The organism is Streptomyces sp. NPDC053427 (genome assembly GCF_044544985.1).
Classification (GTDB): Bacteria; Actinomycetota; Actinomycetes; order Streptomycetales; family Streptomycetaceae; genus Streptomyces.
In genome coordinates this window covers 364,542-378,026 of record NZ_JBITYA010000007.1, presented here as the reverse complement: position 1 = coordinate 378,026, position 13,485 = coordinate 364,542, and the positions used below count along the sequence as shown (strand labels likewise).

Below are 13,485 nucleotides of genomic sequence, written 5' to 3'. Positions count from 1 at the left end.
CGCGGCGCGCACGCCCCCACCCCGCGCCGCAGAAGCCCCAACTCGCCCCGCCCCACCACCCCCCAATGTCCGGAAAACTCTTGCCGCACTACGCAATTCGGGCCTAGCGTCCTTTGCTGGTACGAGCCGGGGGCACCCGGACGGGGCCGTTCCGTTGGGGGGACAGGTGGCTCGCAGTGGCGCACGGCTCGCGGTCGACCGGAGCGTTCCGGGGCTGATCGTCAAGATCGGCGGCTATCCCCTGCACCACGGCGGCGTGGGAGCGATCCGCAGCCTGGGCCGGCTGGGGGTGCCGATGTATGCCGTGACCGAGGATCGCTGGACGCCCGCCGCGGCGTCCCGTTACCTGACGGGCCGTTTCGTATGGCCCACGACGGGGCGGGAGGAACCCGGCCGGCTGGTGACGGGCCTGTTGCGGATCGGGCACCGGATCGGGCGGCCGGCGGTGCTCATCCCGACCGACGAGGAAGCGGCCGTGCTGATCGCCGAGCATTCCGGGGCCCTGGCCGAATCGTTCCTCTTCCCCCGTGTGGCGGCGGATCTGCCCCGCCGACTGGCCAGCAAACAGGGGCTGCACGAGCTCTGTGCCGAGCACGGGGTGCCCTCTCCGGCTGCCGTCTTCCCCCGCTCGTACGCGGACATCGAGGCGTACGCGGGGCGGGCGCGCTTCCCGGTGGTGGCCAAGAACCGCGAGGCGTTCCTGCGGCGCAGGAGGCCCGCGGTTTCCGGGACGACCCGGATCGGGGGGCCGGCCCAGCTGCTGGACCTGGCGCGCGACTGGGGTCCGCGGCCGGGCGTGATCCTGCAGGAGTATCTGCCGACGGAGGCGGCCGAGGACTGGATCGTGCACGCCTACGCCGATGCGGACGGCGCGCCGCTGGCGCTGTTCACCGGGGTCAAGGTGCGCTCCTGGCCGCCGCATGCGGGCATGACGGCGTGTGCGTATGTCGTCGGCAACCCGGAACTGGCCGAGCTCGCGGGGAAGTTCATCAGGCGCATCGGCTTCACCGGGACCGCCGACCTGGACTGGCGGTTCGACCGCCGCGACGGCCGGTACAAGCTGCTGGACTTCAACCCCCGGATGGGTGCGCAGTTCCGGCTCTTCGAGAACACCGCGGGGGTGGATGTGGTCCGCGCCCAGCATCTGCATCTCACCGGGCGGCCCGTCCCCGAGGGCGCCCAGCGGGCTGGGCACCGCTTCGTCGTCGAGAACATCGATCTGCCCGCGCGGCTGGCGTACCGGGGCGGCGGCGCCGGGCGGCGGGCGACCGGCACCGAGCTGGCGTGGTTCGCGGGCGACGACCCGCTGCCGTTCTTCACGATGCTCGCGCGCTGTGCCGGGCCGGGTGCCCGCCACCTGGTGCGGCTGCGACGGGACGCCCGCCGGGCCGCCGGGACGGCCGATGCGGTGCACCATCCACAGGAGAGGCGACCGATGTGAGTGATTCCAGGACTCCGGTGGCGGTCATCGGGGCCGGCCCCTACGGCCTGTCGACGGCCGCGCACCTTCAGGCGCACGGCCTGCCGGTGCGGGTCTTCGGGGAGCCCATGGTGAGCTGGCGGGCGCAGATGCCCGCAGGCATGCTGCTCAAGTCGACCCCGGGGGCGTCCGGCATCGATGTCCCGCAGGCCGGGCACGCCCTCGCCGACTTCTGCGCCGCCACGGGGGAGGAGCGCTACGCCTCCGACTGGGACGTCGTCCCCGTGGAGACGTTCGTCCGGTACGGGGAGTGGGTGCAGCAACGGCTGGTGCCGGAGGTGGAGCAGGTCCGGGTGGTGTCGGTGGACCGGGCGGCCGACGGCTTCGAGCTGAAGCTGGACAGCGGCGACCAGGTCGGGGCGCGGGCGGTGGTGGTCGCCACCGGGCTGAGCGGGATCGCCCATCTGCCGCCGGAGTTGGCTGCCGCCGTCCCGGACGGGCCGTCCGCCGCGGGGCCCGTCTCGCACAGTTCCCAGCATCGTGATCTCTCGGCGCTGGCCGGCCGGGACGTGGTGGTGGTCGGCGCCGGGCAGTCGGCCCTGGAGAGCGCGGTGCTCCTGGTGGAGGGCGGCGCCGCGTCCGTACGGGTGGTGGCGCGCGGGCGCGCGGCGGTGGGCTTCGGCGCGCCGCCGGACCGCCAGCCCCGGTTGCGGCCGCGGACGCCGTTCGGCAATGCCTGGTCGCTGTACGCGTTCACGTACTACGCGGGCGCCTTCCGTCATCTGCCGGTTCCCGCGCGGCGGTTCCTGGTGCGCCGGGTGCTGGGGCCACTGGGCGCCTGGTGGCTGCGGGACCGCTTCCTGGGGCGGGTGTCGGTCACCCAAGGGCGGCGGATCGTACGGGCCGGGGTCCGCGACGGCCGCCCGGTGCTGGCGCTGCGCGGCGCGGACGGACACGGCGGCGAAGTCACCGCCGACCATGTGCTGGCCGCCACCGGCTACCGGATGCGGCTGGCGGCGCTGGACTTCCTGGGCCAGGGGCTGCGGACCGAGATCGCGGTCCGCGCGGGCGGCCCCCTCCTGGACGGCGGGTTCGGCTCGTCCGTACCCGGCCTGTACTTCACGGGACTGCCCGCCGCCGCCTCGTTCGGACCGGTGATGCGCTTCGTGTGCGGCACGGAATTCGCCTCGCCGCGGCTCGCGCGGGCGGTGGCGCGGGCGTACGGGTGACCCCGCCGGAAGTTTTCCTGGCGTGGCCGCCACGGCGGGTGACTTCGCCGGCGGATTCCGGGCCGCGACGGCGCGCACCCAACCGCCCGTGCGGTGCACGTCGTTGCCGTCGCGGCCGTCGGCCGAGCGGACCGTGCCGATGGCCTTCGGCGCCTCGGGTGCGCGGGCGGCCGACAGGCTCGCGGACGGCCGTGGCGGCGCACGCCGACCGTACGAAGACATGGCCGTGGCCCGCGCGCCCCGGGGGTGCCGCGGCGGCGCCGGATCCGGACGTACCGCTTGCCCGGTCCGACGGCGGGCGGACAGCGGGCGGACCGGTTGCGGGGATGGCCGAAGCGCCTATGGTCCTCGCAGGTATTCGGTCCGGCGGTCACGGCTGTTGCACCAGGGGCTTTCGGGAATTCGTCTGCCTCTGCTGTCCCCTCTCTCCCACCACAAAACCTGAACAAAGGGTGATGTGGGACATAGCGACGGGTGGGTCGGTGTGCTGCCCGGGTGGTTCGAGGGGCGGGCGCTCACAGTGATCGAACTGCGACCGGATACGCTGGCCAGTGGTGGAGACAGCGACAGATCGACATTCCGTTTGATCGTCAGCAGACAGGAGTACCCCTCGTGACCGTCGTCGGGCCTTTTGGGCTGAGCGTGCGGGACCAGGCTCTTGAGGCCGATGTCCAGGCCGGGTTGGCCGCTGTCGAGGAGGGCCTGCTGGAGGCCACCAAGAGCGACGTGCCGTTCATCACCGAGGCCGCGCAGCATCTGGTGCGCGCCGGAGGCAAGCGGTTCCGTCCGCTGCTGGTGATGCTGGCCGCGCAGTTCGGCGACCCGTACAGCCCCGGCGTGGTGCCCTCGGCGGTCGTCGTGGAGCTGACGCATCTGGCGACGCTCTACCACGACGACGTGATGGACGAGGCCGATGTGCGCCGCGGTGTGGCCAGCGCGAACACCCGCTGGGGCAACTCCGTCGCCGTACTGACCGGCGACTTCCTCTTCGCGCGCGCCTCGCACATCCTGGCCGACCTCGGGCCCGAGGCGGTCCGGATCCAGGCCGAGGCGTTCGAGCGCCTGGTGACCGGCCAGATCCTGGAGACCGCCGGGCCGCGCGACGGGCGCGACCCCGTAGACCACTATCTGGACGTCCTCGCGGGCAAGACCGGCTCGCTGGTCGCCGTCGCGGGCCGCTTCGGCGCGATGATGTCCGGCGCCGACGAGTCCGTGGTCAACATCCTCACCCAGTACGGCGAGCGGCTGGGCACGGCCTTCCAGCTGGCGGACGACGTCCTGGACATCGCCAGCGACTCCCACGAGTCCGGCAAGACGCCGGGCACGGACCTGCGCGAGGGCATCCCGACGCTGCCGGTGCTGCATCTGCGGGCGCAGGCCGAAAGCGAATCCGGTACGGCCGAGGACCGGGCGCTGTGCGAGCTGCTGGCCGGCGACCTCACCGACGATGCCCGGCACGCCGAGGCGCTCGCCGGACTGCGCGCCCACCCGGCGCTGGAGCAGGCCCGCCGCGACACCGTGCGCTACGCCGAGCAGGCCCGCGCGACGCTGGCACCGCTGCCGTCGTGCATGGCCAAGGCGGCGTTGGAAGGCCTGTGCGACGCGGTGGTGCACCGGGCCGGCTGAGGTTCGGTCCCGTCCGGAGACGGGGCGGCGCGGCCGGGGCGGGTCCGTTCGGGGCCCGGACTCCCGGCATGACGCTCCGGGGCTCCGGGATGCCGCAGCCGTCCGCCTGCTCGCCTCCCGGGCGTCCCTGGACGTCTCCTGGGCGTCCCCGGCCCTCCCCTCCCTGAGACCTCCTGCGGTCGTCCCCTAGGGAATGATCAGCCTCGCGTCGTACGTGATCCCCCACGGAGTGGCCCGGTCTCATCCCTCAGCAGTACGACGAGTTGGCCCCGCGGGCTGACGCCATGTCTGCGGCGATTTGGTGAGATGGGAAGCACCACAGCACGGCGGACGGGCCCACAATGAGTCCCGAGGGGTGGACGAGTGCATCGCGCGGAAACCGCCGTATACGACGGAGGTAGGCACATGCCACGGAACGAACCGACAGAGGTCACCGACGGATGGGACGGGGGGCGCTCACCGAAGCGCCGTAAGGCGGTGCGGTACGGCGTGCCGGTCGCGGTGGCGGGGGTGGCGGCGGCCACGATCGGGCTGGTCCCGGCGTTCGCCGGCTCCGGTTCTCCCGATCTGCCCAAGATCTCGGCGCAGGACCTGATAGCGAAAATCGCCAAGTCCGATGTCCAGCAGCTGTCCGGCACGGTCCGGGTCACCACCGACCTCGGTCTGCCGTCCCTGCCGGGCGGCGGCAGCGTCGGCGGCTTCGGCGGCGAGCGCCAGGGCCATGGCGCGGAGGGCCAGGACGGTTCGTCCGCGTCCCCGCAGAACAAGCTGATGGAGCTGGCGTCCGGTGCGCACACGCTGCGCGTGGCTGCCGACGGCCCCGACAAGCAGCGGTTGTCCATCGTCGACAAGGCCGCCGAATACAGCATCATCCACAACGGCGACCAGGTGTGGGCGTACGACAGTGGCAGCAACACCGCCGTGCACAGCAAGGCCGAGGCGCACGGTAAGCCCGGCCAGCGGCACCACGGGCCCGAGGACCTGCCCAAGGGCCTCAAGAACGCCACTCCCCAGGACCTTGCCAAGGAGGCCCTGAAGGCGGCGGGCGACACCACCTCGGTCACGGTCGACGGCACGGCCAGGGTCGCCGGGCGGGACGCCTACCAGCTCCTCATCAAGCCGAAGCAGGCCGCCTCCACGGTCGGCTCGATCCGGATAGCGGTGGACGCCGCCAACGGCGTCCCGCTGAAGTTCACCCTGACGCCCAAGAGCGGTGGCGCGGCCGCGGTCGACGTGGGCTACACCAACGTCGACTTCGCCAAGCCCGCCGCGAGCTCGTTCTCCTTCACGCCCCCCAAGGGCGCGAAGGTCGTCGACGCCGACAAGGAGCGCGCGAAGGCGGAGCGGCAGCACGGCAAGGACGTCAAGGACGTCAAGGGCCGTAAGGGCCTGGAGGACTTCAAGGACAGGGGCGGGCTGAACGTCATCGGCAAGGGCTGGACGTCCATCGCCACGATCAAGGGCTCCGGCTCCGGCCTGCCCGCCGGCAAGGACAAGGGCGCCGCCGGCGACGCGGGTAAGTTCCTGGACAGCATCGGCGACAAGGTCACCGGGTCCTTCGGCTCCGGCCGGGTCTTCAGCACCCGCCTGGTCAATGCCCTGATAACGGACAACGGCACGGTGTACGTCGGTGCCGTCGACAAGGAGGCCCTGATCGACGCGGCCAACGCCGCCAAGTAACGGGCCACCGGAGCACAAGAGGGTTCGCCGCGCCTCCCGTCGGGGGGCGCGGCGCGGCCCGTACGTCATACGCCACGCCGTACGCCATGAGTTGGGGGAGCCGATGCCACCGCCACCCGCCGCGGATTCCGCGCGCGTGGACCCGCCGGACGGGGACCGGGTGATCGAGACCCGCGGGCTGACCAAGGCGTACCGCGGGGGCCAGCTTGCCGTCGACGGCCTCGACCTCGCCGTACCGCGCGGCAGCGTCTTCGGCTTCCTCGGCCCCAACGGCTCCGGCAAGACCACCACCATCCGCATGCTGATGGGCCTGATCGAACCGACCGCCGGCAGCGCACGGGTCCTGGGCGCGCCCATGCCCGGCGCGGTCCGCCGGGTGCTGCCCAGGGTCGGGGCCCTCATCGAGGGACCGGCCCTCTACGGCTTCCTCAGCGGCCGGGACAATCTGCTGCGCTTCGACGCGGCCGACCCGACCGCCGATCCCCGCACCCGTGCCGAGCGGGTCGGGCGCGCGCTGGAGCGGGTGGGGCTGGCCGCCGCGGCCGGCAAGAAGGCGCGCGCCTACTCCCTCGGCATGAAACAGCGCCTCGGGCTGGCCGCGGCCCTTCTCCAGCCGCGTGAGCTGCTGGTTCTCGACGAGCCGACCAACGGCCTCGACCCCCAGGGCATGCGGGAGATCCGTGCCCTGATCCGCGAGCTGGCGGCGGACGGCACCACGGTCTTCCTCTCCTCACACCTCCTCGACGAGATCGAGCAGGTCTGCACGCATGCCGCGGTCATGGCCCGCGGCCGGCTGATCACCCAGGGCACGGTCGCCGCCCTCTCCGCCACGGTCCTCGACTCGCGCGGCCGCGGCCGGCTGACGGTGACGACACCGGATACGGCGGATGCGGCGCGCGTCCTGAAGGCGCGGGGCGTGACGGATCTGCAGGTCACGGACGACGGGGTGACCGGCGAACTGCCCCCGGCAGCCGGGCCCGACAGCCAGGAGCCCTGGGAACTGGCGGACCTCAGCGCCGCGCTCGTCCACGCCGGTATACGTGTCCGCGGCTTCGGCACCGCGCGTGCCTCGTTGGAGGACGTCTTTGTACATCTGACCGGGGAGGGCTTCGATGTCGCAGGCTGAGGCGGTGCTGCGCAGTCCCCGGCCGCTGTGGTCGCTGGGTCTGCTGCGCAGCGAGATCGGTACGACGTTCCGGCGCTGGCGCACCCTCGCGCTGCTGGCGGTGCTCGCGGGCGTACCGGTTCTGGTCGGTATCGCCGTGAAGATCGACACCGGCGGCGGCGGATCGTCGGGCGGTGGTGGGGGCGAGGGCGGCCCGGCCTTCCTTTCCCAGGTCACCAACAACGGCCTCTTCCTGGTCTTCGCCTCGCTCGCCGTGACGCTGCCGTTCTTCCTCCCGATGGCCATCGGCGTGATCGCCGGCGACTCCCTCGCGGGCGAGGCCAACGCCGGGACGCTGCGCTACCTCCTCGTCGCGCCCGCGGGCCGTACTCGGCTGCTGCTCGTCAAATACGCCACGACCATGACGTTCTGCCTGGTGGCGACCCTCGTTGTGGCGCTCTCGGCGCTGGCGACCGGGGCGCTGCTCTTCCCCCTGGGCGAGGTCACCCTGCTCTCCGGCACGTCCATCTCGTTCGGCGAGGGGCTGTTGCGCGCGCTGGCCATCGCGGGCGTGGTGGCGCTCTCGCTCCTCGGGGTGGCGGCCGTCGGCCTGTTCATATCGACGCTCACCACCAGCGGTATTGCCGCGATGGCGACCACGGTCGGCCTGCTGATCACCGTGCAGATCCTGGACACCATCCCGCAGCTGCACGCCATCCAGCCGTATCTCTTCCCGCACTACTGGCTGTCCTTCGCGGACCTGCTGCGCGATCCCGTCTACTGGGACCAGTTGCAGAAGAACATGGGCCTGCAGGCGCTGTACGCGGTCGTGTTCGGCTCGGCGGCGTGGGCGCGGTTCACCACCAGGGACATCACGGCGTGATGCGGGGGGCGGCGTCGGCGGCGGCCGGCTCCGCCGCGGCCGCCGACTGCTCCGCCTCGGCCAGTGCCACATCGGCGCCCGCCGCCTCGGACTCCGCCTCGGCCGGCGCCGTCTGCGCGGCCGCCTCGCCCGCGCGTGCGCCCGCATCGGCCAGCGCGGCCCGTGCCCGCCGTACCGTGCGCAGCGCATCCCAGCTCAGGAGGCACAGGGCCAGCCAGACCAGGGCGAAGCCGGCCCAGCGCTCGGGCGGCATCTCCTCGTGGAAGACCGTCAGGCCGAGGACGAACTGAAAAGTCGGCGCCAGATACTGCAGCATTCCGATCGTCACCAGCGGCAGCCGCACGGCCGACGCACCGAAGCAGATCAGCGGTACCGCGGTCGCGATCCCGCACGCCGCGAGCAGCAGCGCCTGGCCCGGCCCGCCGGTGGCGAAGCTGGACTCGCCGCGTGCGCCGAGAAAGACCAGAAAGCCCAGCGCGGGCAGCAGCTGCATCGCCGTCTCGGCGCTGAAGCCCTCGATGCCGTCGAGCTTGATGCCCTTCTTGACCAGGCCGTACGTCGCGAACGACAAGGCCAGCCCGAGCGCGATCCAGGGCATCTTGCCGTAGGCGACGGTCATCACGACGACCGCGAGGACGCCGACGCCCACCGCCGTCCACTGCAACGGCCGCAGCCGCTCGCGCAGCACCAGAACGCCGAAAGCGATGCTGACCAGCGGGTTGATGAAGTAGCCGAGGGAGGCTTCGAGAACGTGCCCGGCGTTGACGGCCCAGATGTAGAGGAACCAGTTCACCGAGATGACCAGGGCGCAGACCAGGATCAGTCCGAGCCGCTTGGGCTGCCGCAGCAGCGGGGGTATCCAGGCCCAGCGGCGCAGCACGGCCAGGATGATGACGGCGACGGGCAGCGACCACACCATGCGGTGGGCCAGGATCTCGGACGGTGCGGCGGCGTCCAGCAGGTGCCAGTACAGGGGCAGCAGACCCCACATGGTGTACGCGGCGAGACCGAAGGCGAGTCCTGTGCGCTGATCATTTCGAGGCTGCAAGGGGCCCTCCCGGTGGCGCTGCGTCGACTCAGTGAAGGTAACGCCCGACGACGCCGCTGTCATGCCCGTATCGGGATACGGTCATGACAGGGGCAGCTCCTCGAGGGCGTCGGCGATCGCGTCGGCGAGGGGTGTGGTCGGGCGGCCGAGGAGCCGGGCCAGGTCACCGGGGGTGCAGGCCAGCTCGCCACGGGCGATCGCGGCGTCCGCGTCGGCCACCATCCGCGCGCCCAGTGCCGGCACTCCCGCCTCGATCATCAGCGCCACGTACCGCTCCTGCGGCAGATCGCGGTACGGGATCCGCCGACCCGTCTGCCGGGACACCTCGGCCGCGTACTCGGCCATCGTCCAGGCGCTGTCACCGCTCAGTTCGTACACCGAGTTCCGATGGCCGCTGCCGGTCAGGACCTCGGCGGCCGCCTCGGCGTAGTCCCGGCGCGCGGCGCTGGCCACCCGGCCGCCGTCCGCGCTGCCGATCACCGCGCCGGTCCGCAAGGTGGTGGCCAGCGCGCCGGTGTAGTTCTCGTGGTACCAGCCGTTGCGCAGCAGGCAGTACGGCACACCGGACGCCAGGAGCGCCTGCTCGGTGGCGATGTGCTCCTCGGCGAGGGAGAAAGTGGCGGCGGGCCCGCCCAGCACGCTGGTGTAGGCGAGCAGTGCGACGCCCGCCTCCCGCGCGGCGTCGATGACCGCGCGGTGCTGGGCGAGGCGTCGCCCGGCCTCGTTCCCCGAGATCAACAGCACCCGGTCGCCGGCCGCGAAGACACCGTCGAGGGTCTCGGGCCGGCCGTAGTCCGCGACCCGCACCTGGACGCCGCGCGCCGCGAAATCCGCCGCCTTGGCCCGGTCGCGGACCACCGCGACGATCTCGCCCGGCGCGGTACGCGCCAGCAGCGCTTCGACGACGAGCCGGCCGAGCGCTCCGGTGGCGCCGGTGATGACGAAGCTCATGAGCTACCCCCTGGGGGCGTCGTTGACGGGCGGCGCGACTGCACGTCCGCCATGAACGATTGCGTATGACGCACGTATAGGACAGACGTATGTGACGGGCGTATGGATTGTGGAGGTGCGGTCGGCCGGCGGAGGGCCGACCGATGCGCAGAGGGTGGATGCGAGGCGGCGGAGGTTCGGGCGGTGGACGTGCAAGCGGTGGAGGTGCAGAGGCGGGTGTCGCACGGGATCGCCCCGTCAGCATGGCACCGGCAGTGGTGCAGGTAGGGGAATCGCCGCCGTGGCGGAGGCCAAAACGAATGCCCCCGGGAGCGCCGTAAGGCACTCCCGGGGGCATCTCCGGGGCCGAGGTGGTCAGCCGACGACCGTCCAGGTGTCATTGCCGGCCAGCAGGGTGGCGAGGTCGCCCTTGCCCTTCTGCTCGATGGCGGAGTCGAGCTGGTCGGACATCATCGTGTCGTAGACCGGGCGCTCGACGCTGCGCAGCACTCCGATGGGGGTGTGGTGCAGCGTGTCGGGGTCGGCGAGACGGGAGAGGGCGAAGGCGGTGGTGGGGGAGGGGTTGTGGGCGTCGTGGACCAGCACGCCGCCGGTGCCCTCCTCCCGGACGTCGATGATCTTGAGGTCACCGGTGGCCGGGTCGCGGACCACGCCCTTGGAGCCGAAGCCGTCGGGGGCCAGCGCCCCGAACCGGATCGGCTGGCCGTGCTCCAGGCGGATGACCGCCTCCTGGGCCTTCTCCTTGTCCTTGAGGACCTCGAAGGCGCCGTCGTTGAAGATGTTGCAGTTCTGGTAGATCTCCACCAGGGCCGTCCCGGGATGGGCGGCGGCCTCGCGCAGCACCGAGGTGAGGTGCTTGCGGTCGGAGTCGACGGTCCGGGCGACGAAGGACGCCTCGGCGCCCAGGGCCAGCGAGACCGGGTTGAAGGGCGCGTCCAGCGACCCCATCGGCGTCGACTTGGTGATCTTGCCGACCTCGGAGGTGGGGCTGTACTGGCCCTTGGTCAGGCCGTAGATCCGGTTGTTGAACAGCAGGATCTTGAGGTTGACGTTGCGCCGCAGGGCGTGGATGAGGTGGTTGCCGCCGATGGACAGCGCATCGCCGTCACCGGTGACGACCCACACCGACAGATCGCGCCGCGAGGAGGCCAGGCCCGTGGCGATGGCCGGGGCGCGGCCGTGGATGGAGTGCATCCCGTAGGTGTTCATGTAGTACGGGAAGCGGGAGGAGCAGCCGATACCGGAGACGAAGACGATGTTTTCCTTCGCCAGGCCGAGCTCGGGCATGAAGCCCTGCACGGCGGCGAGGACGGCGTAGTCACCGCAGCCGGGGCACCAGCGCACTTCCTGGTCGGACTTGAAGTCCTTCATGGACTGCTTGGCCTCGGCCTTGGGCACCAGGGAGAGCGCCTCGAACTGTGCGGGCTTCTCCTCCGAGATCGTCTCAGTCATTGATGGCCTCCTTAAAGACCTCCGCGAGCTGCTCGGCCTTGAACGGCATTCCACTGACCTGGGTGTGCGAGCGCGCGTCGACGAGGTACTTGGCGCGCAGCAGCGAGCTGAGCTGTCCGAGGTTCATCTCCGGCACGACCACGTTGTCGTAACGCCCGAGCACCTCGCCGAGATTCCTCGGGAAGGGGTTGAGATGGCGCAGGTGCGCCTGGGCGATGTGCTCCCCTGCGCCCCGCACGCGCCGTACCGCAGCGGTGATGGGGCCGTATGTCGAACCCCAGCCCACGACGAGGGTGTTGGCCTCGCCCGACGGGTCGTCGACCTCGAGGTCGGGGACCTCGATGCCGTCGATCTTCGCCTGGCGGGTGCGCACCATGAAGTCGTGGTTGGCGGGGTCGTAGGAGATGTTGCCCGTGCCGTCCTGCTTCTCGATGCCGCCGATGCGGTGCTCCAGGCCCGGCGTGCCCGGCACCGCCCAGGGGCGGGCCAGGGTCTGCTCGTCGCGCTTGTAGGGCCAGAACACCTCGGTGCCGTCCGCCAGCTGGTGGTTGGGGCCGGAGGCGAACTGAACGCGCAGGTCGGGGAGTTCGTCGACGTCGGGGATCCGCCAGGGCTCGGAGCCGTTGGCCAGATAGCCGTCGGAGAGCAGGAAGACGGGGGTGCGGTAGGTCAGCGCGATACGGGCCGCGTCCAGCGCCGCGTCGAAGCAGTCGGCGGGCGTTTTGGGGGCCACGATCGGCACCGGAGCCTCGCCGTTGCGCCCGTACATCGCCTGGAGCAGGTCGGCCTGCTCGGTCTTGGTGGGCAGGCCCGTCGAGGGGCCGCCGCGCTGGATGTCCACGATGAGCAGCGGGAGTTCCAGGCTGACCGCGAGGCCGATGGTCTCCGACTTCAGCGCCACGCCGGGGCCCGAGGTCGTGGTCACCGCGAGGGAGCCGCCGAACGCCGCGCCCAGCGCCGCGCCGATACCGGCGATCTCGTCCTCCGCCTGGAACGTCCGCACGCCGAAGTTCTTGTGCTTGGACAGCTCGTGCAGGATGTCGGAGGCCGGGGTGATGGGGTAAGAGCCCAGGTAGAGCGGCAGATCCGCCTGCCGGCTCGCGGCGACCAGCCCGTAGGAGAGCGCGAGGTTGCCGGAGATGTTGCGGTAGGTGCCGGTCGGGAAGGCCTTGGTGGCCGGGGCGACCTCGTACGACGTCGCGAAGTCCTCGGTGGTCTCGCCGAAGTTCCAGCCCGCCCGGAAGGCCGTGACGTTCGCTTCCGCGATGTCCGGCTTCTTGGCGAACTTCGACCGCAGGAACTTCTCGGTGCCCTCCGTCGGCCGGTGGTACATCCACGACAGCAGGCCCAGCGCGAACATGTTCTTGCTGCGCTCGGCCTCCTTGCGGGAGAGCCCGAACTCCTTGAGCGCCTCGATCGTCAGCGTCGTCAGCGGCACCGGATGGACGTTGTACGCCTCCAGCGAGCCGTCCTCCAGCGGGCTGGTCGCGTAGCCGACCTTGGCCATCGGGCGCTTGGTGAACTCGTCGGTGTTGACGATGATCTCCGCGCCGCGCGGCACATCCGCGATGTTCGCCTTCAGGGCCGCCGGATTCATCGCCACCAGGACGTTCGGGGCGTCCCCGGGGGTGAGGATGTCGTGGTCGGCGAAGTGCAGCTGGAAGCTGGAGACGCCCGGCAGTGTGCCGGCAGGGGCCCGGATCTCGGCGGGGAAGTTCGGCAGCGTCGACAGGTCGTTGCCGAACGACGCCGTCTCGGAGGTGAACCGGTCGCCGGTGAGCTGCATCCCGTCACCGGAGTCGCCGGCGAACCGGATGATGACCCGGTCCAGTCGCTGGACTTCCTTGCCTCCGCCGCCGTCACCGGGCGCGCGCTGTTCCCCGACAAGCGCACCGTCGGTCTTCTCGGCTGGGCTACTGACCTGGCTGGTCACTGCTTCGGACCTCCCTCGAGGGGTGCGGCGTCCCCGCCGGAGGCAGGGCTCGGGACGTGTCGAACCGACTGGTTGTCCCCTATCCATCGTACGTGGGTAAGGGTCGCCTTCCCTGAGTCGATCACATCGTGGACGTCAAGCTGAGACACCGTACTGGC

10 protein-coding genes are annotated in these 13,485 nt (G+C 71.5%); 6 read left to right on the top strand and 4 right to left on the bottom strand.

Translation table 11 applies throughout. The features are described 5' to 3' along the window. The first annotated feature begins 166 nt into the window (after positions 1-166). From ACIGWZ_RS21955 to ACIGWZ_RS21930, 6 genes are all read left to right on the top strand, one after another. Positions 167-1,441, top strand: coding sequence for an ATP-grasp domain-containing protein (locus tag ACIGWZ_RS21955; RefSeq protein WP_400067054.1), 1,275 nt, complete (start codon positions 167-169; stop codon positions 1,439-1,441). Further along, positions 1,438-2,649: an NAD(P)-binding domain-containing protein gene (locus ACIGWZ_RS21950; protein ID WP_400067052.1), complete on the top strand. Its 1,212-nt coding sequence runs from the start codon at positions 1,438-1,440 to the stop codon at positions 2,647-2,649. Before ACIGWZ_RS21955 ends, ACIGWZ_RS21950 begins: the two co-directional genes overlap by 4 nt. Positions 2,650-3,261: 612 nt before the next feature. Beyond that, positions 3,262-4,275, top strand: a complete 1,014-nt coding sequence (locus ACIGWZ_RS21945) for a polyprenyl synthetase family protein (protein ID WP_400067050.1) — start codon at positions 3,262-3,264, stop codon at positions 4,273-4,275. Positions 4,276-4,680: 405 nt separating this feature from the next. Next, positions 4,681-5,955, top strand: a complete 1,275-nt coding sequence (locus tag ACIGWZ_RS21940) for an outer membrane lipoprotein carrier protein LolA (protein ID WP_400067048.1) — start codon at positions 4,681-4,683, stop codon at positions 5,953-5,955. 103 nt (positions 5,956-6,058) lie between these two features. Beyond that, a complete protein-coding gene (locus ACIGWZ_RS21935; protein ID WP_400067046.1) occupies positions 6,059-7,081 on the top strand; it encodes an ATP-binding cassette domain-containing protein in 1,023 nt (340 codons plus the stop codon). Continuing rightward, positions 7,068-7,943, top strand: coding sequence for an ABC transporter permease (locus tag ACIGWZ_RS21930; protein ID WP_400067044.1), 876 nt, complete (start codon positions 7,068-7,070; stop codon positions 7,941-7,943). Before ACIGWZ_RS21935 ends, ACIGWZ_RS21930 begins: the two co-directional genes overlap by 14 nt. Here the strand turns inward: ACIGWZ_RS21930 and rarD are convergent. The 4 genes from rarD to ACIGWZ_RS21910 form a co-directional block, all read right to left on the bottom strand. After that, a complete protein-coding gene (gene rarD / locus ACIGWZ_RS21925; RefSeq protein WP_400067042.1) occupies positions 7,933-8,991 on the bottom strand; it encodes an EamA family transporter RarD in 1,059 nt (352 codons plus the stop codon). The genes ACIGWZ_RS21930 and rarD overlap by 11 nt on opposite strands. An 81-nt stretch (positions 8,992-9,072) precedes the next feature. Further along, on the bottom strand, positions 9,073-9,942 hold the full coding sequence (locus ACIGWZ_RS21920) for an SDR family oxidoreductase (RefSeq protein WP_400067040.1): 870 nt from the start codon (positions 9,940-9,942) through the stop codon (positions 9,073-9,075). A 354-nt stretch (positions 9,943-10,296) separates the two neighbouring features. After that, the gene (locus ACIGWZ_RS21915; RefSeq protein WP_400067038.1) at positions 10,297-11,394 is read right to left on the bottom strand and encodes a 2-oxoacid:ferredoxin oxidoreductase subunit beta; all 1,098 of its coding nucleotides are present in this window, start codon (positions 11,392-11,394) and stop codon (positions 10,297-10,299) included. Next, complete coding sequence (locus ACIGWZ_RS21910; RefSeq protein WP_400067036.1) at positions 11,387-13,327, bottom strand: 2-oxoacid:acceptor oxidoreductase subunit alpha; 1,941 nt, start codon at positions 13,325-13,327, stop codon at positions 11,387-11,389. The genes ACIGWZ_RS21915 and ACIGWZ_RS21910 overlap by 8 nt, the downstream gene beginning before the upstream one ends. Between the last annotated feature and the right edge of the window lie 158 nt (positions 13,328-13,485).

Excerpts from the sequence above, each read along its gene's own strand:
- ACIGWZ_RS21940 (WP_400067048.1), top strand. The coding sequence starts at position 4,681 with ATGCCACGGAACGAACCGACAGAGGTCACCGACGGATGGGACGGGGGG.
- ACIGWZ_RS21920 (WP_400067040.1), bottom strand. The coding sequence starts at position 9,942 with ATGAGCTTCGTCATCACCGGCGCCACCGGAGCGCTCGGCCGGCTCGTC.
- ACIGWZ_RS21930 (WP_400067044.1), top strand. The coding sequence starts at position 7,068 with ATGTCGCAGGCTGAGGCGGTGCTGCGCAGTCCCCGGCCGCTGTGGTCG.
- ACIGWZ_RS21935 (WP_400067046.1), top strand. The coding sequence starts at position 6,059 with ATGCCACCGCCACCCGCCGCGGATTCCGCGCGCGTGGACCCGCCGGAC.
- ACIGWZ_RS21915 (WP_400067038.1), bottom strand. The coding sequence starts at position 11,394 with ATGACTGAGACGATCTCGGAGGAGAAGCCCGCACAGTTCGAGGCGCTC.